Origin of the sequence: Streptomyces neyagawaensis, assembly GCF_023516595.1 — a bacterium.
Lineage (GTDB): Bacteria > Actinomycetota > Actinomycetes > Streptomycetales > Streptomycetaceae > Streptomyces > Streptomyces neyagawaensis.
The window spans coordinates 76,454-103,051 of record NZ_JAMGBG010000032.1; the positions used below are offsets into that span (position 1 = coordinate 76,454).

The following is a 26,598-nucleotide window of genomic DNA, read 5'->3' on the forward strand; positions in this document are numbered from 1 at the left end:
GCGCGGCGTGACCGCGAAGAGCACGACGCTTCCGACGCTCTCACCGGAAGCGGGCACCACCCCGAGCACCACCCCGAGCGCGACCCCACGCACCACCCCCGCCGCGGCCCCGGGGTCCTCCGCCGCACGTGGCGGGGCCCGCCCCTCACCCCGGCTGTACGCCCTCGACGGGCTGCGGCTCCTCGCCGCCCTCTCGGTCGCGGCCTACCACTACGGAGGCCGCGACGGGGAGATCGGGAAGGCGTGGGGGGCCTCGCCCGCCGTGCAGTTCCCGACCGCGCACAGCTGGTTCGCGTACGGCTGGGCGGGCGTCCAGGCCTTCTTCGTGATCAGCGGGTTCGTCATCTGCGCGAGCGGCTGGGGCCGTTCGGTGCAGTCGTTCCTCGCGTCCCGCGCGGCCCGGCTGCTGCCGGCGTACTGGGCGGCGGTCGTTCTCGTCACGGCCGTCCTGGCCCTGCCGGGAATCGCGTTCGCACGGGTGTCGGCCAGCGAGTTCCTGGTCAATCTGACCATGCTCCAGATGCCGCTGGGCGCGGACCGCGTCCTCGGGGTGTGCTGGACGCTGTGGGCGGAGGTCCGCTTCTACGTCCTGTTCGCGCTGTGCGTCGTCCTGCCCGGGGTCACCCGCAGGCGCGTCATCTGGTTCTGCGGCGGCTGGACGCTGGCCGCGACCCTGGCCGAGGCATCTGGGGAACCGTTCCTGCAACTGGTGCTGATGCCGGAGTACGCGTCGCTGTTCATCGGCGGTATCGGCCTCTATCTGGTGCACCGGGACCGCCGGGACACCGCCGCCTGGCTGATCGTGGGGTTCAGTCTGCTGCTGAGCCAGTACCACACGGTCCGGGACATGTGGCACGCGCCGAACGACGCGTTCTTCTCCTACCGGCCCCAGCCGGCCATCGTCCTCGCCGTCGTCGTGGGCTTCGTGGCCGTCGGCGCGGTCGCGCTGGGCTTCCTCGACCGGGTGAACTGGCGCTGGCTGACCACGGCCGGCGCGCTGACATACCCCTTCTATCTGGTCCACGAGCACCTCGGCTGGCCGGTGGTGCGGGCACTGCACCAGGGTCTGGGGTTGCCGTCCTCCCTGACGCTGGCGCTGACCGTGGCGCTGATGCTGCTGCTCGCGTGGCTGCTGCACCACGGGGTCGAACGGCCGCTGCAACCGCGGCTGCGCGCGTCACTTCAGGGACGCCGTCGTTGAACCCGAAATTGTCCCAGTGTTCACCCAGGTCAGAGGTTCGAAACGGGCTCCGCGGAGAGGCTCCGCAGCATCCTTGACCGGGTCGGGGGCTTCTCGTAGGTTCCTGGCCCGTTCGCCTGTTCGCCTCGTCGACGCAAGAGAGTCTTCCGTCCTCATGACCTCTGACATGACCACTGAACAAGGCACGATCCGGCCACCCCGTGAACTCGACGACGTACCCGGCTGGTTCCCGGTGCTCGACCAGCTCCTCTTCAACTGGTTCCTCGACCGGCAGGAGGCCGCCGGTGAGCGGGGCGACCTCCTTGAGGTCGGCGTCTACATGGGCAAGAGCGCCATCTTCCTCGGCCGGCACCTCCAGGAGGGCGAGTCCTACACGGTCTGCGACCTCTTCGAGAGCGACGCCCCCGACGACGCCAACGCTGCGGAGGCCACCAAGTCGTACCGCAACACCCTGACCCGGCGGGCCTTCGAGGCGAACTACCTCGCCTTCCACGACGAACTGCCCCGCGTCCTGCAAGGCCCCAGCTCGATCATCCCCGGTGAGGTGAAGCCACGCTCGTGCCGTTTCGTGCACATCGACGCGTCCCACCTCTACGAGCACGTCCAGGGCGACATCACCGCCGCCCGCGACATCCTGCTCCCCGGTGGCGTCGTCGTGCTCGACGACTTCCGCTCCGAGCACACGCCCGGTGTGTCGATCGCCGCGTGGGAGGCCGTGCTCAACCGGGGCCTCAACCCCGTGTGTCTGAGCACCCAGAAGCTCTACGGCACCTGGGGCGATCCCGAGCCGCTCCAGGAGGCCCTGCTGGAGATGGTCGCCGGGCGCGACGACTGCCATCTCAGCAATCAGCGGGCCGCCGGGCACCGGGTGATCCGCCTCAAGTCGAAGGGCATGAAGGCGCCGGACTTTCCCAAGTCCCGGCACTGGGTGGAGCCGGGGCCGACGCCGACCGGGTCGACCGGCTCGGCCGGGTCGCCGGTGGCCGCCGTGCGGTCGCGGCCTCGGTCCCGGCCGCCGCTGAGCGGAGCCCGTCGGCTGGCCGTTGACCTGCTGCCGCCGGTGGTGACCAGGGCGATCCGGAAGGCGCGGGCGGGGAGGAGGCCGGGGAGGTAGGGGCGGTTCTTCCACGGGCGCCCTCTCCGGTGGGTGGATCTTCTGTGGGGGGCGGTTGCGTGCGTGGGTGAACTGCGGGTCGAGTGTGGCTGGTGGCGCAGTTCCCCGCACCCCTTTGGGGGCTGCGCCCCCTCAGGGCCGGCCTGGCCCGGCCTGCCGCTCCCCCCGTGTCCTCATCGTCGCCCCGATGCCTGTCAGGACCGCCTCCAGGCCCTCCTCGAAGCCTTGTTCGTGGTCCCGGAAGATCTCCCAGCCCGCCTCCGCCGCCAGAGGGAACGCCTCCAGGCGCTCGGCGCGGGCCGTGAGGTCGTAGCCCTCCGTGCCGACGGCCGGATCCGGGCCCATGGCCTGTTCCTCGATCACGTAGCCGATCGTGTAGCTGTACGCCGTCAGCCAGGCCCGCGCGGCTCCCGCCGGGGTGAAGCCCGCCGCCGTGAGCATCCGCAGGTGCGCCTCCATGGGCTCCGCGTACGACAGGTCGGTGAAGCGGGTCCCGCTGTACACCTTCGCGCCGTCGCGGTAGCGCAGCAGATGCTCCCTCATCCCCCGCATCCGCGCCCGTAGCCCCTCCTGCCAGTCGGCGCCCTCTGCCCCGGCCGGCGGCAGTCGCGCCCAGTCCGCCGCCATCCGGCGGACCATCTCGGTCGCCATCTCGTCGAGCAGGTCCTGCTTGTTCTTGAAGTGCCAGTACAGCGCGGGTGCCTGGACGTCGAGTTCCTTGGCGATCACCCGGAGGCTCAGCCCTTCCAGACCGACCTCGTTCAGCAACCGCAGGGCCGTCTCGGCGACCTGCTTCTTGTCCAGCTTCGGGGATTTCCTGGAAACCACGTTGACAGCTTAACGGCGTTAAGCGCATGCTGTCGCCCGTCGGGACTTAACAGCGTTAAGGAGATCCTCGGATGAGCACGGACACGCACTCCACGGACGTCCTGATCGTCGGCGCGGGCCCCACCGGTCTCGCCCTTGCCGTCGACCTCACCCGGCGCGGCGTCCGCGCCCTGCTCGTGGAGCGAGCCGGTGCCCTGTTCCCCGGGTCGCGCGGCAAGGGCATGCAGCCGCGCACGCTGGAGGTCATGGACGACCTCGGCGTGCTGGACGCGATCCACGCCGCCGGCGGCCCCGCGCCCGTCGGCATGATCTGGAGCCTCGGGCGCCGGCAGGGCGAGCACCGGATGTTCGACGAGGTGGAGGCGACCGAGACCGAGCCCTATGCGGGACCCTGGCTGATCCCGCAGTGGCGTACCCAGGAGGTCCTGCTGGCCCGGCTGCGGGAACTGGGCGGTGACGTGGTGTTCGACCGTGAGCTGGTGGGGCTGGTCCAGGACACCGACGGCGTCACGGCGTCCTTCGCCCGGGGCCCGGGGGTCCGCGCCCGCTATGCCGTCGCCGCCGACGGGGGACGGTCCACCGTCCGCCGCCTCCTCGGCATCGGTATGACCGGCGAGACCGTCGACCCGGGCCCGACCCTGGTGGCGGACGTGCGCATCCCGGCCCTGGACCGCGACCACTGGCATGTGTTCCCGCCTGCGGCCGAACCGGAGGACGCTCCCGGCACGGTGCCTGCCGGGGCGGCGCGACCCGCCCGGTCCGACTCCCTGACCGGCGGCTTCCTGGCGATCTGCCCGCTCCCCGGCACCGACGACTTCCAACTGGTCGCCAACTTCCCCGACGCCGAGACCGCGGTGGACCTCTCCGCCGACGGCATCCGCAAGGTGGTCGCCGCCCGCTCGCACCTCGCGCCCGGGGAGGTGACCGAGGTGCGCTGGGCGTCGGACTTCCGGCCCCGGGCCGCGCTCGCCGACCGCTTCCGCGCGGGCCGCGTGTTCCTCGCCGGGGACGCGGCGCACGTCCACTCGCCCGCCGGGGGTCAGGGCCTCAACACCAGCGTGCAGGACGCCTACAACCTGGGATGGAAGCTGGGCGCGGTGCTGCGCGACGGCGCGGACGTGACGCTGCTGGACACCTACGAGGAGGAGCGGCGCCCGGTGGCGGAGGGCGTGCTGGGTCTGTCCACGCGGGTCCACCGGGGCGAGGAGCGCCGGGGCCGCGCCACCCGCCAGCTCGACCTCGGCTACCGGGGCTCCTCCCTCAGCGTCGACACCCGCGAGAACCTGCCGCCGGACGGCCTCCGCGCCGGGGACCGCGCGCCCGACGGATGGCGCGGCGGCGTACGTCTCTTCGACGCCTTCCGCGGGCCGCACTGGACGCTGCTCACGGTCGACACCGAGGCCCCGGACCTCCCGGAGCCGCGGGATGTGCGCCAGGTCCGCATACCTGCCCACGAGGCGTACGGCACCGGCGTCTTCCTGGTCCGCCCCGACGGCTACGTCGGCTGGGCGGGCGGGACGGCGAGCGACCTGCGCCGCTACGCGACCCGCGTGGGCCTCGCCCAGAGCGCGCCGTGACCTGCCGGACGTCGGACGCCGTGACCTGCAAGGCGCCGCTCGAAGTGCTGACCTGCTAGGCGCCGCTCGCCAGCGACAGCTTGACGGCGAAGCCGAGGAACAGCGCGCCCGCCGCCGAGGTCGCCCCGGCCGACAGCCGCTTGCGGCGGCGGAACGCGGCGGCCAGCCTGGTCCCGCCGAATATCAGCGCGGTCAGATACAGCACGCTCGCGAGCTGGGCGAAGGCGCCGAGCACCACGAAGGAGAGGGCGGGGTAGGCGTACGCCGGGTCCACGAACTGCACGAAGAAGGCGACGAAGAAGAGGATCGCCTTGGGGTTGAGCAGGCTGATGACCAGCGCCCGCCGGAACGGCCGCTCTCCTTCCACGGCCTCCCCGCCCGCCGTCTCGGCCACCGTCTGCCGGCGGCTGCGCCACATGCCCCACGCGGCCCGCAGCATGCCGACCGCGAGCCACGTCAGATAGCCGGCGCCCGCGTACTTCACGATCCCGAACAGCACGGCGTTGGCCTGGAGCAGCGAGGCCACTCCCGCCGCCGACAGGGTCATGAGCACGGCGTCCCCGCACCACACGCCCGCCGCGGCCCGGTACCCCGTCCGTATCCCCCGCCGGGCGGCGACGGACAGCACGTACAGGGAGTTGGGGCCGGGCAGCAGGACGATCAGGACGAGGCCCGCCAGATAGGTGGGAAGGTCGACGACTCCGAACATGGGCCGCATTCTGGCACGGGGGTACGACAATCCGCCCCGGAGTCCGGACGGCGAACGCCTCCGTCAGAAGGCGTCCGACGGCACGTACGTGCCCCACACGTCGCGGAGCGCGTTGCAGACCTCGCCCACCGTGGCGCGGGCCTTCAGCGCCTCCCGCATCGGGTAGAGGACGTTGTCGGTGCCCTCGGCGGCCTTCTTCAGGTCGGCGAGTGCGCTGTCGACGGCCGTCTGGTCCCGCTCGGCGCGCAGCTTCGCGAGGCGCTGCGCCTGCTGGGCCTCGATGGCGGGGTCGACGCGCAGCGGCTCGTAGGGCTCCTCCTCGTCGAGCTGGAAGCGGTTGACGCCGACGACGACGCGTTCACCGGAGTCGGTCTCCTGGGCGATCCGGTAGGCGCTGCGCTCGATCTCGTTCTTCTGGAAGCCGTGCTCGATCGCGGAGACCGCGCCACCGAGGTCCTCGACCTTCCGCATCAGCTCGACCGCGGCGGCCTCGACGTCGTCGGTCATCTTCTCGATGACGTAGGAACCCGCGAAGGGGTCGACGGTGGCGGTCACGTCCGTCTCGTAGGCGAGGACCTGCTGGGTGCGCAGGGCCAGGCGTGCCGACTTGTCGGTGGGCAGCGCGATGGCCTCGTCGAAGGAGTTGGTGTGCAGCGACTGCGTGCCGCCCAGCACCGCGGCCAGGCCCTGGACCGCCACCCGTACGAGGTTCACCTCGGGCTGCTGGGCGGTCAGCTGGACGCCCGCGGTCTGCGTGTGGAAGCGCAGCATCAGCGACTTGGGGTTCTTCGCCCCGAACTCGTCCTTCATCACCCGCGCCCAGATCCGGCGCGCGGCACGGAACTTGGCGACCTCCTCCAGGATCGTCGTCCGGGCGACGAAGAAGAACGACAGCCGGGGCGCGAAGTCGTCGACGTCCATGCCGGCCGCGACCGCCGTCCGCACGTACTCGATGCCGTCGGCGAGGGTGAACGCGATCTCCTGCGCGGGCGAGGCACCGGCCTCTGCCATGTGGTAGCCGGAGATCGAGATGGTGTTCCACTTCGGGATCTCGGCCTTGCAGTACTTGAAGATGTCCGCGATCAGCCGCAGCGAGGGCTTGGGCGGGAAGATGTACGTGCCGCGGGCGATGTACTCCTTCAGCACGTCGTTCTGGATCGTGCCGGTCAGCTGGTCGGCGCTGACGCCCTGCTCCTCGGCGACGAGTTGGTACAGCAGGAGCAGCAGCGAGGCGGGGGCGTTGATCGTCATCGACGTGGAGACCTTGTCCAGCGGGATCCCGCCGAACAGGACGCGCATGTCGTCGATCGAGTCGATCGCCACACCCACCTTGCCGACCTCGCCGTGCGCGATCGGCGCGTCGGAGTCGTGGCCCATCTGGGTCGGCAGGTCGAACGCGACGGACAGCCCCATCGTGCCGTTGGCGATGAGCTGCTTGTAGCGGGCGTTGGACTCCACCGCCGTGCCGAAACCGGCGTACTGCCGCATCGTCCACGGCCGCCCCGTGTACATGGACGGGTACACACCACGGGTGAAGGGGTACTTCCCGGGGGCACCCAGCTTGTCCGCCGGATCCCAGCCGTCGAGGGCGTCCGGTCCGTACACCGGCTCGATGGGCAGTCCGGACTCCGACTCGCGCGCCATGGTGTGTGCCTCCGCGTTGCTTGTTACTCGGTAGTTACTCGCTAGTACAGACGACCCTCGCGACGGACTGTAGCGGCGGCCGTGCTCCCGGTGGAGGGGCACTTGCTGGGACCTTGCTCACAACCATGCCCCGTTGTTCGCGACGGGTCACGCCCGGGCAACCTTTCGGCAGACCCGGCCGGGAGGACGGCCGGGCCCGCGCGCCCACGAGACCGCGGCCATGAGACGTCGGGGAGCCGGATGCGTACCAGGGACATGCGGAGATCTGCGGCCGCGCTCGCGGTGATCGTGGTGGTCGGCGGCTGTACCGGCCCGGTGGTGCGGGTGGAAGGCGACCAGCGGCAGCCGGTCCGCGTCGACGGGACGGCCACGCCGGGCGGCGGCCGGGACGACGGCGACACGGCGGGCGGCGACAGCGACGAGAAGGGCGGCGGGCCGGGGTCCGGCGGCGGGGCCGCCGCGACGACCGCGCCACCCAAGGACGACCCCACCCCCGCGGCCCCGGCGAAGGTCCTGTGGTCCCGTGGCGACGAGGGGTTCGAGGTGCGCGAACTCCAGGCCCGCCTCCGGCAGGTCGCGTGGCTGCACGTCGGGCCGACCGGGACGTACGACGAGCTGACCGTCCAGGCCGTGAAGGGCTTCCAGGGCAAGCGGGGGCTGCCGCGGACAGGGCGGACGGACACCGTCACCTGGGCGCGGCTGATGGGGATGACACGGGAGCCCGGCAAGTGGGAGCTGTACGCGTTCGGGGGCCAGCCGGCGGCGGAGCCGGACCCGCGCTGCCTGACGGGCCGGGTGCTGTGCATCAGCAAGACGAGCCGCACCCTGCGCTGGATGGTGAACGGCACCACGCTGACGACGGTCGAGGTGCGGTTCGGCTCGCAGTACACGCCCACCCGCGAAGGCGTCTTCAGCGTCTACTTCAAGTCCCGCGACCACTGGTCGACCCTGTACGACACGGCGATGCCGTACGCGATGTTCTTCAGCGGCGGCCAGGCCGTCCACTACTCGTCCGACTTCGCGGCCCGCGGCTACTACGGCGCCTCGCACGGCTGCGTCAACGTCCGCGACGAGGCGGCGATCGCGCGGCTGTTCGCCCAGGTCAGGAATGGCGACAAGGTGGTCGTCTACTGGTGAGGGGCCGGTTGAGAGTTGAGAAGTGACGTGCGTCACAGGGCGCATAGCGGGAGGGCGCCGGAAGCGTCACTAGGAGTACGGGGGTGTCCACGGGGGATTGGGGCGCGGGCGGGACCGGGGGAACGTGTCCCGCCCGCGCCTAGGTGCACGAGCCGTAGGTACGGGGGGAACCCCGGCTCTGTGCGACGGCCGATGACCAGTCGGCTCACTCATTACTGCGACGGGGCCGCCGAAAGTGTTACCCGTTACGGGAAGGAATTTCTGAACGGACAGGAAACCGCAGGTCAGACGCGGTGAGAGGGTGCGTCGGCCGGGCTCGTGCGCAGGTCGACGGCGATCGTCGCGGCCGCGCCGCCCTGGCCCCGGTGCTGGTTGCCGCCCTGGCCGGAGCCATGACCGCCTCCCTTGCCACCCTTGCCGTGGCCGCCGCCCTTGCCGCCGTGGTTCTTGCCGTTGTCCCGGCCGTAGCCCTGGCCCTTGCCCTTGCCGCCGCCCCGGCCATGGCTCTTGCCGTTGCCGTTGCCGTGCCCGTTGCCCCGGCCGCGGTCGGGGTCGTCGTCCTCGTCGCGGTCGACCCCCGAGCGGTCCCTCGACCCGGTGCCGGAGGAACCGGCGGAACCCGACGCACCACCGGTGCCCCGGCCCTTGCCGTGGCGGTCGCCGAAGTTCCTGCCGCCGCCCGCGAGGACGCCGTCGCAGTACTTCTTCACCTGGCCGCCACCCTTGCCGCCGGACGCGTCCTCCAGGCTGCGCCGCCGGTCGTCGTCCAGGTCCTTGCCGTTGCGGACGTCGCGGCACGCGGAGAGGACGCTGTTCCACCACTCCGGGGTGAGGCCGCCCTGGTTCCGCCCGCGGTCGTCCGAGGTGTCGCCGTCGCTCCGGCCACCGGAATCGCCGCTGCCGGGGGTGTTTCCGCCGGTGCCGTCACCGCGCGGCGTGGGTTCGCCCTGTCCCCCGCCGCCGGTGTCGCCCCCGGGCACGGACTCGGGCGGCGACGGCGACGTCAGCGGCCGGTCCGGCGACTCGGCGGGGGAAGAGACGGAGGCGGGGGGTTCCGGTTCCTCGTTCCCGATGGAGCCCACCAGGACCCCGCTGCCGGCCGCCAGGACGGCCCCGCCGAACATCCCGCCTGCCAGCGACGCGACCAGCCCGAACCGCACGGGCCGGCCCCAGCGGGCCCGCCGGCCGTCCGGGACAGGCCGCCCGAGACGGACGAGCCCGGCGTCGGCGACCGGCGCCGAGGTGTGGGTACGGCTGCCCCCCGCGGGCGCGGCGGCCTCGTCCCGCTGCCCGGCGCGGGCAGTCCTGGCGGTGCGGAAGGCCGCCAACGCGGCTTCCTCACCCGGAAGTTCGGAGCCCGGCGCGGGCTTGGGGGCGGCTTCGGCGGCCAGTGCGCCGAGCGTCTCGGCGAGCCGGTCGGCGCGGGAGCGGGTGTCGGGGTCGACGGCGTCGAGCGGCTCGCCACGCAGCAGCCGCTCCGCCACATCGCGGTTCAGCCACTTGTACTGCTCGTCGGCCATCACATGTCCTTCTGCGTCCGCGAACGCATATGCGTCACACCGGCGGACGTAGCCGCGCGGGTACGCGGTTCTCTTGGTGGGGGCACCGCGTCCAGCGAGTCGCCGGATTCCGGATCGGTCTCGGCGGCCCTCTCCGGATTCTCCCCGATCAGTTCCGCGAGCCGTTTCAGACCCCGGTGCGCGGCCGTCCGAACGGCTCCCGCGCGCTTGCCGAGCGTGTCGGCGGCCGTCTTGGCGTCGAGGCCGACCACGACACGCAGCACCACGGCCTCGGCCTGGTCCTGGGGCAGCTGGGCTATGAGGGACAGGGTGCGGCCGGTGGCGAGTGCCTCCATCGCCTCACCCGCCGTGTCGGACTCGGCCGCCCGGCCGGTCAGCTCGGTCTCGTCGCCGCCTATCGCGGGGCGGCGGCCACGCATGCGTATGTGGTCCAGGGCACGGTTGCGGGCGATCCGGGCGGCCCAGCCCCGGAACCGGTCGGCGTCGCCGGTGAACCGCTCCAGATCGCGGGCTATCTGGAGCCACGCCTCGGAGGTGACGTCCTCCGCGTCCGGATCACCGACGAGCGTCCGTACGTACCCGAGCAGCCGTGGATGCACGGCGCGGTACACAGTCCGGAACGCGGCCTCGTCCCCGTCCTGTGCCGCAAGTACCGCGGCGGTCAGCTCCGCGTCGTCCCCCAGCACCGCGCCCCTCTTGCGCCTGAGCCGGCGCCGCTCTCGCGGCCCGGGTTCTCTCCGTCGTGGTTCCGATCAATGGTTGCGGTCTCAACCTCACCGGCGGTCAGAGCTGTGGTCGTCCTCCGCGATCCGGCGCGAATGGCACGTTACGGCCTGAAACCGCTGCCCGTCCATGTCCGTAGAACATGCAACTAACTCGTGATCCGGCGGGGTGTGACACAAATCGGGGGCGCGGCGCTGTAGGTAGTACGGGCCGCCGCGCGGCCCGTGCCGCGCGACGGTCGGGGCCTCTCCTGTGGGGGGTGGCGGCCCCGGCCGTTGCCATCGGCGGAGTCGGCCGGGTGTCTTGCGAGTACGGGGGTCTCGCGAGCACGCCGGCCTTACTTCGTTTCCGGGGCCTTGTCCGCCCCGTCGGCCCGGCCGGGCGCGTCCGCGTCCTTCGGCTCGCCCTCGCGGCCACCCTGATCCGCCTGACTCCCGGGGTCCGTCTGTTCCTCCTGGTCCGCCCGGCCCCGCCGGTCCGTCTCGTCCGAGGTGCCCGGCGCGGTCGGCTTCCCCGCCCCGTCCGGTTTCCCCGTGGCGGCCCCGGCCGGTACGCCCGCGTCGTCGGACTTCCGTCCGGCCTCGACCCCCGTGGACCGCTCGGTCCCGTCCCGCTTCCCTGCGGAGTCCCCGGCCCGCTGCTTCCGGTCCTCGGCGTCGTCGGCGTCGCCGAGCCGGGCGGCGCAGTAGGCGGCGACCTTCTCCGTGCCGCCGGCCGCGTCGGCCAGCCGCCGCCAGGCGGTGGCGTCCAGGGCCCTGCCCCGCCCCTCGGCCTTCTGCTCGTACGCCCGGCAGTGGGCGTCGGTGTCCCGCGCGCTCGCGGGCCGGTCGCCGGTCGAGGAGCCGGCGCCCGGCGTTCCGGAGGGGCCGGGTATGGCGGGGGCGCTGTGCGAGGTCCCGGTACGGCCGTCCGCCTCCCCGCGCCGCGGTCCGGCGCCGTCGTCGCGGGTGGCGGAGCCGATCGCCGCGAAGGCGACACCGCCGAGGGTGAGGCTGGACAGCAGCACGGCCAGGGTGGTGCGAACGGAGAGCTGCACCCGGCGCCGCGGGTTGGGGCGCCAGTCGTCGCGCCGCCGGGTCCGCGCGGTCCGCGCCCCCTGCTCCCGCGCCGCCCGGAACGCCGCCACGGCCCGCGCCTCCCCCGCGCTGTCCACCTCGGCCCGGCCCCTCACGGCCACGGCGAGCAGGAGATCGACGAAGGAAGCGTCGCCTGCGGGCAGGCCGACATCGGAGAGGCGGGCCCGGGTGAACCCGGCATGGGTGTTGTCGGAGGAGAGGCCGGGGTCGAGGCGACCGGCGCCGGTGCGGCCGACATCGGTGCCGTCGGTTTCGGTGCCGTCGGAGGAGAGGCCGGGGTCGAGGCGACCGGGGTCGAGGCGGCCCGTATCGGTGCGGCCGGAATCGGTGCGGCCGGAGGAGAGGCCAGGTTCCGGGCGGCCGGAGGAGAGGCCGGTATCGGTGCCGTCGTCGGAGGAGGGGTCGGTGGGCCCCTCGGGGGTGGGCGCCTGGGCGTCGTTCAGGGCGGGGCGGCCGTCCTGGCCTGCCTCGCCGTGTCGTCGTTCGCCCATGTCCGACTCCGCCCTGCCCGACGGCATCGCGCGTCCTTCGCTGTCGCCGTGCCGCCCGTCGCTGCCGTGGCCGCGGCGGCTGGCGCCGCTGCCGTTCATCTCGACTCCCCCAGCGTCCTGGCGCCGTCTTCCGTCACACCCTCCGCGCGGAGCAGCTGGGCCAGCCGCTTCAGCCCCCGGTGCGTGGCGGTGCGCACCGCGCCGGGGCGTTTGCCGAGGACACGGGCCGCGGCGGGGCCGTCGAGGCCGACGACCACCCGCAGCAGCACGGCCTCCGCCTGGTCACGGGGCAGCCGGGCGACGAGCGCGAGGGCCTGCGCGGTGGAGAGCGACTCCAGCGCCTGGTCATGGGTGTCATGGACGCCGGGCAGCTCCAGCAGGTCGTTCTCCAGGGCGGTCCCCCGGGGCCTTACCTTCAGGCGCCGCAGATGGTCGAGGGCGCGGTGCCGGGCGATGGTCGCGGTCCAGCCGCGGAACCCGGCTCCGTCGCCCTTGAACCGCCCGAGGTCCCGCGCGATCTCCAGCCAGGCGTCCGAGGCGACGTCCTCCGCGTCGTCCCCGACGATGCCGCGCAGGTACCCGAGCAGCCCCGGCTGCACCAGCCGGTACGCCACCGCGAACGCGGCCTCGTCGCCCTCCTGTGCCCGCGCGACGGCCACGCCCAGTTCCCCGTCGAACGCCTGCACGCGGCGAGGTTCGCCTCCCTGGCCCAAGAGCTGTCCTAGTCAGTACGACATCGCGGTCCCGGGCCCCGCCCCGATCCCCCTCGGGATCGTCACCGGGCCCCACGGTCATCTGCGTCGCGCCCCGCGGAAGTGTCACAGAGTCCCGGACGGACCCGCCGGAGATCACCCATAAGGGGGACGCGTGGCCGTTCGCATGACTTGGATCACACGCGTGCCGCCCGATGGTGATGTTCGCGGCGGCTTGTGCTCTGAATAGAAGGCCACCCTTGTGTCGGGTGGTGTCTTCGCGATGTTCGTGTAGGGGTGGGGCATTTGATTCGCCGTAGGAGCCATGCGTACCGGCCGATGAGTGCGAAGCGAAGGGCATGGCTGACGCTCGGCGCCGCCGTCGCGGGCGGCGCGAGCGTGGTGTCGTACGCAGTCGTCGGCCCCCAGGACGGGACGGCCGGCACGATCAGCGCGTCCGCCGCCGGGGCCCAACGCCCCGCCGAGGTGCACGACGTGGCGCTCACGTCCGCCGCCGACGGGCGCCCGGCCCTGGCCCGCACCCGCACCTCTCCCTTCTCCCTCCTCGGCGTCTCCTGGACCGATGCCGAGGCCCGGCTGGACGGCACGGCCCAGGTGCGCACCCGTGACGCCGCGACCGGCCGGTGGAGCGCCTGGCGCGCCCTGCGCCCCTCCGCCGCCCTGCCCGGCGGCACCCGCGGCGCCTCCGAGCCGCTGTGGGTCGGCCCCAGTGACGGCGTCGAGGCCCGGGTCGTCACGGCCGGCGGATCACGGGCGCGGCTCCCGGAGGGGCTGCAGGTCGACCTCGTCGACCCGGGGACGACGGACGGCGCGGCCCGGCACACCGCCGCGACGGCCGGTACGCGGGACACGGCGGGCGCCACCGGCATGCGCAACGCGGCGTTCGTCACCGACGATCCGCCGGTCGCCGTCACCTCCACCGCCACCCGGCCCCCGATCGTCAGCCGGGCCCGGTGGGGCGCGAACGAGGCGACGGTCACCGGGGCGCCGCAGTACAACGACAAGGTCAGCGCGGTGTTCGTGCACCACACGGGCGGCAGCGACGCCTACAGCTGCGCCGAGTCCCCGGCGCTGATCCGCGCGCTCATGGCGTACGACACCGAGACGGCCGGTCTCGGCGACCTCCGGTACAACTTCGTCGTCGACAAGTGCGGCCGGATCCACGAGGGCCGCAAGGGCGGCGCCGACCTGCCCGTACGTGGCGCGCACACCCCGGGCTTCGACCGCGCCTCGACGGGCGTCGCGGTCCTCGGCGACTACGACGGCGCCACGCCGACCCGGGCCGCCGTGGAGTCCGTGGCCCGGCTCGCGGCCTGGAAGCTCGGCCAGTACGGCGGCGACCCGAACGGCACGGTCACGCTGACCGCGTCCGAGGACAGCGGCACGTACGGGCAGGACGAGCCGGCCGAACTGCCGGTGATCTCCGGAGGCAAGGACGCGGCGTCGACCGCCTCCCCCGGCGCGAACCTGTACGCCGAGCTCCCCGAGATCCGCCGCTATGCCGCCTCCCCCGCCCGCAACTCCGCGATCCCGACCGCCGACTACACGGGCGACGGAGTCAGCGACCTCGTCGCCGCGACCCCGGGGACCGGCAGCGGTGTGCTCACCCTCGTGCCGGGCGGGACCGGCGGCCCGGTCTCCTCCGCCAGGCTCCGCCTGGACCAGGCGAGCGCGGGCGTCCCCGGCGCCGCCGAGTCCGGCGACCAGTGGGGCTCGGCCACCGCGTGGGGCGACATCAACGGCGACGGGTACGCGGACCTGGCGATCGGCGCGCCCGGCGAGGACGACACCACCGGGCACGCGGACCGCGGCGCGGTGACGATCCTCTACGGGCCCTCCTTCACCTCCGACGCCGACACGATGGCCCTCGGCGACGACTACGAGCCGAAGGGCGCGCGGTTCGGCGCGACCGTCGCGGTCGGTGACTTCAACGCCGACGGCAGGGCGGACGTGTTCACCGCCGCCACCGGCACGGGCGGCAACTGGGCGGCCCGGTTCAACGACGGCCACGAGGTCGCCGGTGATCTCACCACGGCGACGGGCCCGTTGGCGTACGCGGACGCCGCGAGCGGCGACTTCAACCGTGACGGGTACGCCGACGTGGCCCTCAACTACCGGGACGCGTCCGGGATCGGCAAGGTGACCTGGTTCAAGGGCTCCCGGTCGCTGGGGCTCACCAAGGTGGCGACGCTGACGGTGAAGGGCGGCCGTGCCGTCGCCACGGGCGACGTCGACGGCAACGGCTACGACGACATCGTGGTGGGCCAGCCGTACACGGGTGAGTCGGGCGGCGACGCGGGCGGCCAGATCACCATGGTCGCCGGCTCGGCCACGGGCCCCACCACGACCGGCGTGCGGACCGTCCACCAGGGCACGGCGAACGTGGAGGGCGCGTCGGAGACGTCCGACGCGTTCGGGGCGTCGGTGTCCGTCGGGGACGTGGACGCGGACGGCTACGCGGACGTCCTCACCGGCGCGCCCAACGAGGACATCACCCGTGCCGGGACGAACCGGGCGAACGCGGGCTCGGTGTGGCTGCTGAAGGGCACGGCCTCGGGGCCGACCGGCACCGGCTCCCTCGCCCTCTCCCAGGACTCGCCCGACGTCGCCGGTTCCACGGAGAAGGACGACAAGCTGGGCTCCGCCGTCTCCCTGACGGACGTCACGGGCGACGGACACGCCGACCTGCTCATCGGGGCGGAGGGCGAGGACGCGGGCACCGGCACGATCCTGTACGTGCCGTCACCGGGAGGCACACCGACGACGACGAGGTCGACGTACTACGGCATGACGCAACTGGGCACGGCCGCGGGGGCACGACTCGGGCAGAGCCTGACGCCGTGACGGGTGGCTGGGGCGCCTAATTGCTCGGGACGGGGGGTTCGTTGGCGGGTGCGGGTGGTGTGTGGTTTCTCGCGCAGTTCCCCGCGCCCCGGAAGGGAACGGGCCTGCGGCCCGCCCTTCATGAAAAGCACGGGGCGCAGCCCCGGTCGCTTTTCAGGGGCGCGGGGAACTGCGCGACCAGCCCCCACCCACCCGCACCCGCCGAACAACCAGCGCGCCCCCGAGCTATTGGGCGCCCGGCCTCACACGCATCGCATCGCGTCACGGCACAGCAACCGCAGCGACCCCTCCCCCTCGTAGCAGCGGCGGGCCTCCTCGAAGGGGTCCCAGTAGCTGCCGTCCCACGTGCGGACCCAGTGGCCGCCCGCCTCCTCGACCCACTCACCGCCGGCCCACCGCACGACGACCTCGCCGCCGTACGCGCCGAACCCCCGCAGGACGCCCTGGACGGCGGCGTAGGGCGCGCCCTCCTGCCGTATCTCCTCGATCATCCGGTCCACTCGCCACAGGCTCTGCGCCGAGTAGTCGAGACGCACCCGCGCCCCTTCCCGCATGACCGCCACCGCGTCGGCCGCCCATCGGAGCGGCTTGGCCGCGCTCGGCGGACGTCGCGCGGGCCCGGCGCTCTCACCGAACGACCTGACCGACCTGACCGAACCGAATGTCTGCTGTGCGCTCACACCCGTACAAGCGCTCGTCCCACGCCTCGCGTCACACGATTCGGGCCCCTTCGGCGACACCGGCGCAGGACCCCCACACCCGCCCCCAGGACACCCACAGAACCCGCTCGGAAAGCCCGGTTTACGGGCTGTGCGGCCGTGCCCCCGCCCCCCGGCCCCCTCTGCGGTTCGGCACCCTCAGCCGCGTACCCCGCGCGCCCGCCGCGACACGACCGCGCGCAGGACGCGCCGTCCCTCCGTGGAGACGTCGAGCGCCTGCCGGACCGCTCCCGCGCCGTGCCCGGCGATCAGCTCCAGGACGGCGACCTGGCGCCGGAGTTCGGCGGCGACGAGATGTGACGCGCCGTCGGTGCGTCCCTCCCGGCACGCGTCAACGGCCTCCGCTCCCCCGCGGTCCAGCGGATCGAGCAGTTGATGGATGCGGAGCGCGGCGACGGAGCACACCTCCGCCCACTCGCGCAGCCCCGCGCCGGACCGTTCGTCGGGCACCGCGTCGAGCATCCGACGGGCGAGCCCGAAGACGTCCTCACCCTCGTCGGCGCCGTCGGGTGCGGTGCCGGCCTCCAGTTCACCGCGTATCTTCGCTATGCGTTCGCCCCAGCCGTCCCCGTCGTCCACCAGTCCCGCCCACAGCGGGCGCAGGACCTCGTCGTCCCCGCCGAGAAGCGGTACGCAACGGTCCAAACAAGCCAGTCCGCTTGCTGCCAGACCGCGTTCGTCGGCCTGGGCGATCAGCTCCACCAGGCTCATCACGCCTCCCTCGATCCTGCTCGTCCTCGCTCGACAGGGCTCCGCATCCCAGAACTTCCCGGCGTTCCCCCAATGCCCGTTAACGGAGCCCACACTTCCCCTTACTGCGTGCAACGGCCCGGGAGTGTCACAGCGGGACGACCCCGAGTCGGTCGAGCAACCGGAAGAGGATATTTTCAGCCAGAGGGTCCACCGGTCCAGGCTCCGAGGCCAGTACGTCGGCCAGGGCCTCCTCCGCGGCGACCCGTCCCGCCTCCGCCGCCCAGGCCACGGCCCGCTCGGCGGCGTCACGCGGTTCGAGGAAGTAGTCGTCGACGGTGAGCCCTTGGCCGCCGTCCCCGAGGTAGTCGGCCATGGCGGTCCGCGCCAGACAGGTCGTCCATGCCCCGCTCTCCGGCGCGGCGGCCTCCACCACGACGCAGTCGCTGTCCATGACGTAGCCGAACAGCGCGGGCGAACCCGTCTCCCGCGCCAGCCTGTTCATGTTCCCGACGTCACCGTCACCGCCGTCGCCCGCCGCACCGTCGCCGTCGATGCCTCTCGGGCAGGCCCAGACCTGCCACCCGTCGGCCGCCGCGGTGCGCAGTGTCATCCCCCGCGCCCCGGCGAGCGCGTCCAGCTCGGCGAGCGGCCGCTCGCTGCGGGCCACGACGTAGTAACCCCAATACCCCATGTCGGGAATACACCACAGCCGCACGGCGGTCCGCCCCCGGAATCGGGCAATCCGCACAATGACCCGAAGCCGGCCTCGCGTCGGTCAGGCCGTCGCCGGCTCCGGCTCCGGTGCGCCCGGTCCGCTGCGGGCCTTGTCGTCCTGCATGCGGGTGAGCGTGAGGACGAAGAGGATGGCGAGTCCGGCGGTCAGGATCTCGAAGCCGTCGGCGAACAGCACCATCTGCGTGGCCGAGTGGAGCTCGTCCGCCGTCTCGGCCCGCGCGTAGGCCCGGGTGCCGGCCTGGCTGACGCCGTTGCCGATCAGCCAGAACGTCCACCAGGCATTGACGAGCCCATGCGACCGGGGCTTCGCCCAGGGACTGCTCGCGTCCCACGCGTCGATCGCGATCCGGCGCGGGAACCAGAGGTTCACGACGGGCACGAACCACCCGCCGATCGCCCAGCCCCGCTTCTTGCTGTGGCCGAACGGCTCGAACACCTCGGCGTTGACGCGCACCCGGTGGAACCAGACGAGGAACACGACCACGGTGGCGAGGAAGGCGACCGACTGGGCCGAACCGGTCATGGCGTACAGCCGGTCGGCCCGGTCCGCGTCGGCCTCGATCGCCGACCCGTACGCGCCGTCCGCCATCCGGCCGAGGACGTCGAGCATCGTGACGTCCGCCCACACGGCGACCAGGTCCGTGAGGGCGACCACGCCGAGCAGGATCGCCACGGCCCGCCCGAGGCCCACCGGCGACCGCAGCGAGGACGCCGGTGCCCCCGGACCGAACGGCGGGGCACCGCCGGCCTGCGGGAGCGGCGGTGCCAGCGGCAGGCTCGGGCCCACGTCCGGGTGCAGGTCCTCGGCCTCGCAGGCCCGGCAGAGTTCTCCGCCCGGTGCCGCGTCGAACTGCCGACAGCGTGTACAGGTCATGCCAAAGCCCCCCGTGCGACCGCGCCCCCGGGACGCGGAAGAAAGCGAATGCGGTGAAGGAGCCGAGCGCGGTCCTCCCCAGACCCTCACGCTCGGCGATCAGAACACGCGGAACATACGGTTCACCGGCCCCGCCCGTCCACCCCTTTCCCACCCCGGTGCGCCCAGCTCCCGCACCGGCGCGGCCCGCCCGCTCGGCTCCCGCCCCGGTGCGCTCAGCTCACCTTTGCCGCCAGCGCCCGGAACTGGGCCCACGACAGCGTCGGCTTCGCCGGGTCCCACAGCTTCTGCGACAGCGCCCGCAGCGGCATGCGCACCCCGGCCGCCACCTGGGCCTCGGTCTGCCGGTTCGCGAGGTCGCACCAGACCGCGAAGACACCACCGAGGATCTGCTTGTCGTACTGCGCGGGCACGGCGGTCGTGCCGCGCAGCACCCGCGGGGTCCACGACTCGTAGATGCGCTGCCCGGTCGGGTAGAAGAACTGGTTGGGCTCACCGAGCACGTAGTAGAGGTACTCGTCGTTGTAGTTGACGACCTGCCGCCCGGCGCTGAGGTACTCGACCGGCGGCCGTGCTCCGATCTCCTTGCCCGTCCAGTAGGCGACCTGGATCCGCTTCTCCGCCTGGACGCGGCCGCCGCGGAAGAACCCGTCGTTCCACGCCCGCACCGTCCGGTCGTGGCCGCGCATCACCGCGGCCCGGTCGTTGAGCCAGCCGGTCGCCAGGTCGGCGACGGTGGCGCCCGCGCCGTACTTCGCCCGCGCGGCCGCCGCCAGCTGGGGGTAGGACGCCTCCGGGTTCGACGCGAAGAGCGCCCGGTACTCGTCGCCGCCGAGGTGCCAGCGCGCACCGGGGAACAGGCCGGCGTACTCGTTCAGGAGTTCGTCGACGATCTTCGCGGCGGCCGGCTTGGAGATGTCGACGGCCCCGCGCGCGGCCACACCCTGTGCGTTGACCAGTTGCAACCCCGGGTTCCCGGCGATCACGGCGCCCAGGTGGCCGGGCGAGTCGATCTCGGGGACGACCTCGATGTGGCGGCTCTCGGCGAGCGCCACGATCTTCCGCACCTGCGCCTTGGTGAGGTGCTGGCGCGACACCACCTCGGGATGGGTGGAGGACTCGATCCGGAAGCCCTGGTCGTCGGAGAAGTGCAGGCCGAGCTGGTTGTACTTGAGGTCGCCCAGCTCCCGGACGCGGTCCTCGATCCAGCCGGCCGTGAAGTGCTTGCGCGCGATGTCGAGCATGAACCCGCGCTGCGGCTTGGCGGGCTGGTCGTTGATGACGCCCTCCGGCGCCGTACCGCCGCCGCGCACCGTCTGCTTCAGGGTGCGGGTGCCGTAGAAGACCCCGGCCTCGGCCGGCGCCGCGATCCGCACCCGCCGGTCCTTCACCGTCAGGGTGTACGCCTCCGAGGCGGACTTCCCCGACCCGGTGAGCGCCAGCTCCACATCGCCCTCGCGGGGCTCGGCGTCGCCGGCGTAGGTCAGGCCCAGCTCCCCGGCGGTCAGCCGTCCCTCGTCGGCGAGCGCCCCGCTCCGCACCACGACCCGGCCGCCGCCGGAAGGGCGCCAGCCCGGCCCGCGGGCGGCCTGGTGCTGCCGTACCGCCGGAATGGTGCGCGGCTTCTGCGACAGGGCGTACGAGCGCGAGGGCGAGGGAGAGGGGGACGGCGTGGGGGAGCCCTTCGCGGCACTCACGGACGACGGTTCGTGCGAGGGCCCCGAACCGCCCGCCGTCCGGGTGTCACCGCCCGGCCACACGGTCACCGCCACGGCGACGGCGCCACCCGCCAGGACGACCCCGGAACCCAGGAGCAACCCTTTCGTCGTGATCGCCGTCCTCCTGCGGGGAGCCCGGCGCCGGCCACCGCTCACGACGCGCTCCCGTCCCCGGTCCGCATCCGCCACATCTCGCACACCTCTCTGCCGTCCTCTCCCCCGAGCCTCCCCCTCGAACCTACGACGTCCGACCACCCCACCAGTCCACCACAGAGTCCGAAACTTGCCCGACCGGGTGAATTTCGGGCATCGAACGGACAGCCCATGACCCACCTCGATAACGTGGTGGCACATCTCGCTCAGCCTGCTCTGCCGGCTCCTACGCACCGCCGAGGAACCACGCTGCCTCCGCACCGTCTCCCCCACCTCCCCGGCCGGGTCACCCTTCCGGAGCAGGCGCACACCCCGAGTCCCACGGCCGTGGAGTGGTTCAACCACGCCCCCGAGGACACCCTGCGCCAGTCCCTCCTCGGCTGTCTGCGCAGCCTCCGCTGGGCCCACCGGCTCACCGACCACCGCCCGTACCCGGACCTGGACGCCCTGCTGGCCGCCTCCGACGAGGCCGCGTACGACCTCACGGCGACCGACCTCGCCGAGGCGCTGGCCGGCGAGACCCTCCCCTCCCTGCCCTCGGACACGTACGACGTGGCGCACACGGCCCTGAGCGCCGCCCACGCCGCCTACGAGGCCCGCTTCGGCCATGTGTTCGTCATCTGCCTGAACGGCGCCCCTCCGATGGAGCGCCTGGACCGCACGCTGGAGGGCATCCGCTCACGTCTGGCCCACGACCCGGAGGAGGAACGGGTCGTCGTGGCGGAGGAACTCCGGCGCCTCGCCGCGGAACGGCTGATCGGCTTCCTCCGGGGAGCGCCCCGCTGACCTCGTACGGCCCGGCCGCACGGGCGAAACCGGCCACGACGGACCCCCACCGGGCGGCGGCCGAGCGACCCGCACCCCGGATGCCGCCCGATACTCACCCTTACGTGCAGCCTTCGATGCCAGTTTGATCACACCGCCATACCCGGCTTAAGCGCCGCACGCACACGTCGCTACGATGGCCAGGGCCGGTGGACCGTACCCGGCCGGGTCAGACCGACAGACAAGCCGGCCGGCCCCAATCCCGCTCCCGGAGGGTTCTTCCGTGCCGGCTGGAACGCTGTACCGCGGCCGGGAAGGAATGTGGTCCTGGGTGGCTCATCGAGTCACCGGCGTCCTCATCTTCTTCTTCCTGTTCGTACACGTGCTGGACACCGCTCTCGTCCGTGTCTCCCCCGAGGCCTACGACAAGGTCGTGGCCACGTACAAGACGCCGATCGTCGCGCTGCTGGAGTACGGCCTCGTCGCCGCCATCCTCTTCCACGCGCTCAACGGCCTTCGGGTGATCGCCGTCGACTTCTGGTCGAACGGCCCGCGTCACCAGAAGAAGATGCTGTGGATCGTCCTCGGCGTCTGGGCCGTGCTGATGATCGGGGCCCTGTACCCCGTCCTCGGTCACGCCGTCCGTGAACTGTGGGGGAGCTGACAGCCATGTCCACCACTGAGACCACCGCCTCCGGCATCGGCCCCGTCGAGGGCTCGGGCACCCTGTCGGGCTACAGCCCGGAGAACCCGGCGCCGCTCATCGAGCCGCCCCGCAAGCGCACCAAGAAGACCCCGAAGTCGACCCGCGGCAACTTCGAGATGGCCGCGTGGCTGTTCATGCGGCTGTCCGGCATCGTCCTGGTCGTCCTGGTCATCGGCCACCTGCTGATCCAGCTCGTCCTTGACGGCGGCGTCTCCAAGATCGGCTTCGCGTTCGTCGCGGGCCGCTGGGCGTCCCCGTTCTGGCAGGTCTGGGACCTGCTCATGCTGTGGCTGGCGATGCTGCACGGCGCCAACGGCCTGCGCACGGTCATCAACGACTACGCCGAGCGTGCGAACACGCGGCTGTGGCTGAAGGGCCTGCTGTACACCGCCACGGTGTTCACCATCCTGCTGGGCACGCTGGTGATCTTCACCTTCGACCCGAACATCCGCTAGGCACGGGGCTGAGGCAACCGATCATGAAGATCCACAAGTACGACACCGTCATCGTCGGCGCCGGCGGCGCCGGTATGCGCGCCGCGATCGAGTCGACGAAGCGCAGCCGCACCGCCGTGCTGACCAAGCTGTACCCGACCCGCTCCCACACGGGCGCCGCGCAGGGCGGCATGGCCGCCGCGCTCGCCAACGTGGAGGAGGACAACTGGGAGTGGCACACCTTCGACACGGTCAAGGGCGGTGACTACCTGGTCGACCAGGACGCCGCCGAGATCCTGGCGAAGGAGGCCATCGACTCCGTCCTCGACCTGGAGAAGATGGGCCTGCCGTTCAACCGGACGCCCAACGGGACGATCGACCAGCGCCGCTTCGGCGGTCACAGCCGCAACCACGGCGAGGCCCCGGTGCGCCGGTCCTGCTACGCGGCCGACCGCACCGGCCACATGATCCTCCAGACGCTGTACCAGAACTGCGTCAAACACGGCGTGGAGTTCTTCAACGAGTTCTACGTCCTCGACCAGCTGATCACCGAGGTCGACGGCGTCAAGAAGTCCGCCGGTGTCGTGGCCTACGAGCTGGCGACCGGCGAGATCCACGTCTTCCAGGCGAAGTCCGTGATCTACGCGTCCGGCGGCTGCGGCAAGTTCTTCAAGGTGACGTCCAACGCGCACACCCTCACCGGTGACGGCCAGGCGGCCGTCTACCGCCGGGGTCTGCCGCTGGAGGACATGGAGTTCTTCCAGTTCCACCCGACCGGCATCTGGCGCATGGGCATCCTGCTGACGGAGGGCGCCCGCGGTGAGGGCGGCATCCTCCGCAACAAGGACGGCGAGCGCTTCATGGAGAAGTACGCGCCGGTCATGAAGGACCTCGCGTCCCGTGACGTCGTCTCCCGCTCCATCTACACGGAGATCCGCGAGGGCCGCGGCTGCGGTCCCGAGGGCGACCACGTCTACCTGGACCTGACGCACCTCCCGCCGGAGCAGCTGGACGCCAAGCTCCCGGACATCACCGAGTTCGCGCGGACCTACCTCGGCATCGAGCCCTACACGGACCCGATCCCGATCCAGCCGACCGCGCACTACGCCATGGGCGGTATCCCCACCAACGTCGAGGGTGAGGTCCTGGCGGACAACACCACCGTCGTGCCGGGTCTGTACGCCGCCGGTGAGGTCGCCTGTGTCTCCGTGCACGGCGCCAACCGCCTCGGCACGAACTCGCTGCTCGACATCAACGTGTTCGGGCGCCGGGCGGGCATCGCGGCCGCCGAGTACGCGCAGAAGGCCGACTTCGTCGAGCTGCCGGAGGACCCGCAGTCCCTGGTCGTCGAGCAGATCGAGCGGCTGCGCTCCTCCACGGGCAACGAGCGCGTGGCGGAACTCCGCCGTGAGCTGCAGGAGACCATGGACGCGAACGTCATGGTGTTCCGCACCGAGCAGACGATCAAGACGGCCGTCGAGAAGATCGCCGAGCTGCGCGAGCGCTACAAGAACGTGGCGATCCAGGACAAGGGCAAGCGGTTCAACACCGACCTGCTGGAGGCCATCGAGCTGGGCAACCTGCTCGACCTGGCCGAGGTCATGGCCGTCTCCGCGCTCGCCCGCAAGGAGTCCCGCGGCGGTCACTACCGCGAGGACTACCCGAACCGCGACGACGTCAACTTCATGCGTCACACCATGGCGTACCGCGAGGTCGGCGACGACGGCTCCGAGACCGTCCGCCTCGACTACAAGCCGGTCGTCCAGACCCGCTACCAGCCGATGGAGCGTAAGTACTGATGGCTACCCCTGTTCTGGACAAGGTCGAGGCCGACTCCGCCGCGTCCCCGTACATCACCGTCACCTTCCGGGTCCGCCGCTTCAACCCCGAGGTCTCGGCCGAGGCGGTGTGGGAAGACTTCCAGCTGGAGATCGACCCCAAGGAGCGTGTCCTCGACGGTCTGCACAAGATCAAGTGGGACCTGGACGGAACGCTGACCTTCCGCCGCTCCTGCGCGCACGGCATCTGCGGTTCGGACGCCATGCGGATCAACGGCAAGAACCGTCTGGCGTGCAAGACGCTGATCAAGGACATCAACCCCGAGAAGCCGATCACGGTCGAGCCCATCAAGGGCCTCACGGTCCTCAAGGACCTGGTCGTGGACATGGAGCCGTTCTTCCAGGCGTACCGGGACGTGATGCCCTTCCTGATCACGAAGGACACCAACGAGCCCACGCGTGAGCGGCTTCAGACGGCGGAGGACCGCGAGCGGTTCGACGACACGACGAAGTGCATCCTGTGCGCCGCCTGCACGTCCTCGTGCCCGGTGTTCTGGAACGACGGCCAGTACTTCGGTCCGGCCGCGATCGTCAACGCCCACCGCTTCATCTTCGACTCGCGTGACGAGGCCGGCGAGCAGCGGCTGGAGATCCTCAACGACAAGGACGGCGTGTGGCGTTGCCGCACGACCTTCAACTGCACGGACGCCTGCCCGCGCGGTATCGAGGTCACCAAGGCGATCCAGGAGGTGAAGCGGGCGCTGATCACGCGCCGCTTCTAGGACTCCGCGGCCGTTCCCGGCCGTACGACGCTGAGGGCCCCGCTCCGGGATCGGAGCGGGGCCCTCAGCGTTCTCGCCGTACCTCACCGGGCCCCGAGGGCCCGGGTGGGGTGTCAGCCGCGCAGGACGCGGCCCTGCGAGTCGGTGCGGTCGTTGCTCGTGAGGAACAGGATGCCGTCGATCAGGGACCAGAAGCCCAGACCACCACAGGTGAGCAGCTGGGCGACACCCACGCCCACGGAACCGACGTAGAAGCGGCCGATGCCGAGCGTGCCGAGGAACAGCTGCAGAATGCCGGCGACGATCTTCGACTTGTCGGAGTAGGGACGGCCCTGCGGGTCGAAGCCGAAGGGAGCGTCAGGGGTGGGGACGGTCATGGAAGTAACTCCTGGATGTACTGACTGAAAGGCCGAAGCGGATTGCTCCGGGGGGAAGTCCAGGAGGGAAGGCGCGGCAAAAACCGGCAGCAATCGGGCACGGCGAACGCCGACCGACGATCGAGCACGACGTAATCCCCCGTCATCCCCCCTGTCGCCGTTGCAGCGTAGTGAGGCGCGTGCGACGGATGGGAGGGGAAACAGGCGATCGTTCCGATTCCGTGATCCGGTTCCAGCCAAGTTGCGACAACTGCGCGACGTAAAGCGGGCGTAAGGGATTTACGGCGGGCCGGGACGGGAAGAAGCAATGGTTCGGCGTAGATGTGCCGACCGTTCAGTGGAGATTGCGGACGACCGTCCAGATCACCGCGATGCCCAGGATCAAGGCCTGGGTGCGGGGCTTCAGTTCGGGGCGCCAGCGGCGTCCGCGCAGCCCCTCGACGAACCAGCGGCCGAGCAGGACGAGCGCGAAGGGCGCGGCGAGCAGCAGCACCCGGTTGTCGTGCCAGGCGGCGGTGAACTGGCCGTGCATCAGGTCGTACACCATGCGGGTGCCGCCGCAGGCGGGGCAGAGCAGCCCCGTGACATAGCGGAACGGGCACTGGGGCAGCAGATGGCCGGGCTCGTGCGGGTTGGTGCCGTACACATAGGCGGCGCCCGCCAGCCCGGCGGCGGCCACCACGAGGGGGGCCGCCGCCGGGTGTCGCAGGACGGCGGGGCCGCGCTCAGCCACGCAGGACCCGCCCGTTGGAGTCCGTGGTGTTGCTGCTCGTCAGCAGGATGATGCCGTCGACCAGCGCCCAGATGCCGAAGCCGCCGCAGGTGAACAGCTGGCCGAGACCGAGGCCGACGTGGCCGATGTAGAAGCGGCCGACGCCGAACGAGCCGAGGAACAGCGACAGGATGCCGGCGACGATCTTCGACTTGTCGGAGTACGGGCGGCCGTACGGGTCGTACCCGTACGGGGCGTTGGGGTCGCCCGTGTACGCGCCGCCGACCGGGGGCGCCTGGTAGCCGTAGCCCGGCTGGGCGCCCTGCTGGGGGTAGCCGTAGCCCGGAGCGGCGCCCGGCTGCTGGTACGCGTCCTGCGGGTAGCCGCCCTGCGGAGCGCCGTAGGGGTTGGCGCCCGGCGCCTGGCCAGGAGCCTGGTTCGGGTACCCGTAGCCGGGCTGGGGCGGCTGCGGGGGCTGAGCGGGCTGCTGGGGCTGCTCGGTCACGGTACTGACTCCTGCGTGTTGGTTGCTTGAGCGGCTGAAATATGGGCTGTCCGTCATATTGCAGGAGAGG

The 26,598-nt window shown here is 72.0% G+C and carries 25 protein-coding genes; 10 read left to right on the forward strand and 15 right to left on the reverse strand.

Going from position 1 to position 26,598, the window contains the following annotated elements; translation table 11 throughout:
- Positions 1-7 precede the first annotated feature (7 nt).
- The gene (locus M8J73_RS16345) at positions 8-1,201 is read left to right on the forward strand and encodes an acyltransferase family protein (protein WP_055539812.1); all 1,194 of its coding nucleotides are present in this window, start codon (positions 8-10) and stop codon (positions 1,199-1,201) included.
- Positions 1,202-1,367: 166 nt separating this feature from the next.
- On the forward strand, positions 1,368-2,315 hold the full coding sequence (locus tag M8J73_RS16350; protein ID WP_249828753.1) for a class I SAM-dependent methyltransferase: 948 nt from the start codon (positions 1,368-1,370) through the stop codon (positions 2,313-2,315).
- 132 nt (positions 2,316-2,447) lie between these two features.
- Here the strand turns inward: M8J73_RS16350 and M8J73_RS16355 are convergent, their stop codons facing one another.
- Complete coding sequence (locus M8J73_RS16355) at positions 2,448-3,143, reverse strand: TetR/AcrR family transcriptional regulator C-terminal domain-containing protein (RefSeq protein WP_055540558.1); 696 nt, start codon at positions 3,141-3,143, stop codon at positions 2,448-2,450.
- 71 nt (positions 3,144-3,214) lie between these two features.
- Between M8J73_RS16355 and M8J73_RS16360 the strand changes: the two genes are divergently transcribed.
- Positions 3,215-4,720 carry an FAD-dependent oxidoreductase gene (locus M8J73_RS16360; RefSeq protein ID WP_055540559.1) on the forward strand — a complete coding sequence of 502 codons (1,506 nt, stop codon included), beginning with the start codon at positions 3,215-3,217 and terminating at the stop codon, positions 4,718-4,720.
- 55 nt (positions 4,721-4,775) lie between these two features.
- Here the strand turns inward: M8J73_RS16360 and leuE are convergent, their stop codons facing one another.
- Together leuE and M8J73_RS16370 are read right to left on the reverse strand one after the other, a co-directional pair.
- Positions 4,776-5,429 carry a leucine efflux protein LeuE gene (leuE, locus tag M8J73_RS16365; protein ID WP_055540560.1) on the reverse strand — a complete coding sequence of 218 codons (654 nt, stop codon included), beginning with the start codon at positions 5,427-5,429 and terminating at the stop codon, positions 4,776-4,778.
- 63 nt (positions 5,430-5,492) lie between these two features.
- Positions 5,493-7,073, reverse strand: a complete 1,581-nt coding sequence (locus tag M8J73_RS16370) for an acyl-CoA mutase large subunit family protein (protein ID WP_055540561.1) — start codon at positions 7,071-7,073, stop codon at positions 5,493-5,495.
- 240 nt (positions 7,074-7,313) lie between these two features.
- On the opposite strand from M8J73_RS16370, the gene M8J73_RS16375 reads away from it, so the two are divergent.
- On the forward strand, positions 7,314-8,210 hold the full coding sequence (locus M8J73_RS16375; RefSeq protein WP_055540562.1) for a L,D-transpeptidase family protein: 897 nt from the start codon (positions 7,314-7,316) through the stop codon (positions 8,208-8,210).
- Between the two features lie 284 nt (positions 8,211-8,494).
- Here M8J73_RS16375 and M8J73_RS16380 read toward each other — a convergent pair whose 3' ends face one another.
- The 4 genes from M8J73_RS16380 to M8J73_RS16395 form a co-directional block, all read right to left on the reverse strand.
- Positions 8,495-9,730, reverse strand: a complete 1,236-nt coding sequence (locus tag M8J73_RS16380) for a hypothetical protein (RefSeq protein WP_055543016.1) — start codon at positions 9,728-9,730, stop codon at positions 8,495-8,497.
- On the reverse strand, positions 9,730-10,416 hold the full coding sequence (locus M8J73_RS16385) for an RNA polymerase sigma factor (protein ID WP_055543015.1): 687 nt from the start codon (positions 10,414-10,416) through the stop codon (positions 9,730-9,732). The genes M8J73_RS16380 and M8J73_RS16385 overlap by 1 nt, the downstream gene beginning before the upstream one ends.
- 374 nt (positions 10,417-10,790) lie before the next feature.
- A complete protein-coding gene (locus tag M8J73_RS44815) occupies positions 10,791-12,119 on the reverse strand; it encodes a putative sodium/potassium/calcium exchanger (RefSeq protein WP_274757563.1) in 1,329 nt (442 codons plus the stop codon).
- Positions 12,116-12,733 carry an RNA polymerase sigma factor gene (locus tag M8J73_RS16395; RefSeq protein ID WP_107424122.1) on the reverse strand — a complete coding sequence of 206 codons (618 nt, stop codon included), beginning with the start codon at positions 12,731-12,733 and terminating at the stop codon, positions 12,116-12,118. Before M8J73_RS16395 ends, M8J73_RS44815 begins: the two co-directional genes overlap by 4 nt.
- Before the next feature lie 318 nt (positions 12,734-13,051).
- Between M8J73_RS16395 and M8J73_RS16400 the strand changes: the two genes are divergently transcribed.
- Positions 13,052-15,577, forward strand: coding sequence for an FG-GAP-like repeat-containing protein (locus M8J73_RS16400; protein ID WP_063799305.1), 2,526 nt, complete (start codon positions 13,052-13,054; stop codon positions 15,575-15,577).
- 242 nt (positions 15,578-15,819) lie between these two features.
- Here the strand turns inward: M8J73_RS16400 and M8J73_RS16405 are convergent, their stop codons facing one another.
- From M8J73_RS16405 to M8J73_RS16425, 5 genes are all read right to left on the reverse strand, one after another.
- Positions 15,820-16,257 carry a hypothetical protein gene (locus tag M8J73_RS16405; RefSeq protein ID WP_249828754.1) on the reverse strand — a complete coding sequence of 146 codons (438 nt, stop codon included), beginning with the start codon at positions 16,255-16,257 and terminating at the stop codon, positions 15,820-15,822.
- A 177-nt stretch (positions 16,258-16,434) separates the two neighbouring features.
- The gene (locus M8J73_RS16410; protein ID WP_249828755.1) at positions 16,435-17,007 is read right to left on the reverse strand and encodes a hypothetical protein; all 573 of its coding nucleotides are present in this window, start codon (positions 17,005-17,007) and stop codon (positions 16,435-16,437) included.
- 127 nt (positions 17,008-17,134) lie between these two features.
- Positions 17,135-17,680: a hypothetical protein gene (locus M8J73_RS16415; RefSeq protein WP_249828756.1), complete on the reverse strand. Its 546-nt coding sequence runs from the start codon at positions 17,678-17,680 to the stop codon at positions 17,135-17,137.
- An 84-nt stretch (positions 17,681-17,764) separates the two neighbouring features.
- Positions 17,765-18,598 carry a DUF4328 domain-containing protein gene (locus M8J73_RS16420; protein ID WP_079055316.1) on the reverse strand — a complete coding sequence of 278 codons (834 nt, stop codon included), beginning with the start codon at positions 18,596-18,598 and terminating at the stop codon, positions 17,765-17,767.
- A 215-nt stretch (positions 18,599-18,813) separates the two neighbouring features.
- Positions 18,814-20,415, reverse strand: a complete 1,602-nt coding sequence (locus M8J73_RS16425; protein WP_055538318.1) for a beta-N-acetylhexosaminidase — start codon at positions 20,413-20,415, stop codon at positions 18,814-18,816.
- Positions 20,416-20,640: 225 nt separating this feature from the next.
- Here M8J73_RS16425 and M8J73_RS16430 point away from each other — a divergent pair, with 225 nt between their 5' ends.
- From M8J73_RS16430 to M8J73_RS16450, 5 genes are all read left to right on the forward strand, one after another.
- Positions 20,641-21,255 carry a 2-oxo-4-hydroxy-4-carboxy-5-ureidoimidazoline decarboxylase gene (locus M8J73_RS16430; protein ID WP_055538319.1) on the forward strand — a complete coding sequence of 205 codons (615 nt, stop codon included), beginning with the start codon at positions 20,641-20,643 and terminating at the stop codon, positions 21,253-21,255.
- Positions 21,256-21,517: 262 nt separating this feature from the next.
- On the forward strand, positions 21,518-21,898 hold the full coding sequence (gene sdhC, locus M8J73_RS16435; protein WP_079049496.1) for a succinate dehydrogenase, cytochrome b556 subunit: 381 nt from the start codon (positions 21,518-21,520) through the stop codon (positions 21,896-21,898).
- Between the two features lie 5 nt (positions 21,899-21,903).
- Complete coding sequence (locus tag M8J73_RS16440; RefSeq protein WP_055538321.1) at positions 21,904-22,395, forward strand: succinate dehydrogenase hydrophobic membrane anchor subunit; 492 nt, start codon at positions 21,904-21,906, stop codon at positions 22,393-22,395.
- A 23-nt stretch (positions 22,396-22,418) separates the two neighbouring features.
- The gene (gene sdhA, locus M8J73_RS16445) at positions 22,419-24,173 is read left to right on the forward strand and encodes a succinate dehydrogenase flavoprotein subunit (protein WP_055538322.1); all 1,755 of its coding nucleotides are present in this window, start codon (positions 22,419-22,421) and stop codon (positions 24,171-24,173) included.
- Positions 24,173-24,934 carry a succinate dehydrogenase iron-sulfur subunit gene (locus tag M8J73_RS16450; RefSeq protein WP_055538323.1) on the forward strand — a complete coding sequence of 254 codons (762 nt, stop codon included), beginning with the start codon at positions 24,173-24,175 and terminating at the stop codon, positions 24,932-24,934. The genes sdhA and M8J73_RS16450 overlap by 1 nt, the downstream gene beginning before the upstream one ends.
- Before the next feature lie 113 nt (positions 24,935-25,047).
- On the opposite strand, the gene M8J73_RS16455 is transcribed toward M8J73_RS16450, so the two are convergent.
- From M8J73_RS16455 to M8J73_RS16465, 3 genes are all read right to left on the reverse strand, one after another.
- A complete protein-coding gene (locus tag M8J73_RS16455) occupies positions 25,048-25,311 on the reverse strand; it encodes a TM2 domain-containing protein (RefSeq protein WP_055538324.1) in 264 nt (87 codons plus the stop codon).
- Positions 25,312-25,645: 334 nt separating this feature from the next.
- Positions 25,646-26,044 (reverse strand): DUF2752 domain-containing protein, encoded by a 399-nt coding sequence (locus M8J73_RS16460; RefSeq protein WP_055538325.1) that lies wholly within the window; start codon positions 26,042-26,044, stop codon positions 25,646-25,648.
- Positions 26,037-26,528 carry a TM2 domain-containing protein gene (locus M8J73_RS16465; protein WP_055517341.1) on the reverse strand — a complete coding sequence of 164 codons (492 nt, stop codon included), beginning with the start codon at positions 26,526-26,528 and terminating at the stop codon, positions 26,037-26,039. The genes M8J73_RS16460 and M8J73_RS16465 overlap by 8 nt, the downstream gene beginning before the upstream one ends.
- Between the last annotated feature and the right edge of the window lie 70 nt (positions 26,529-26,598).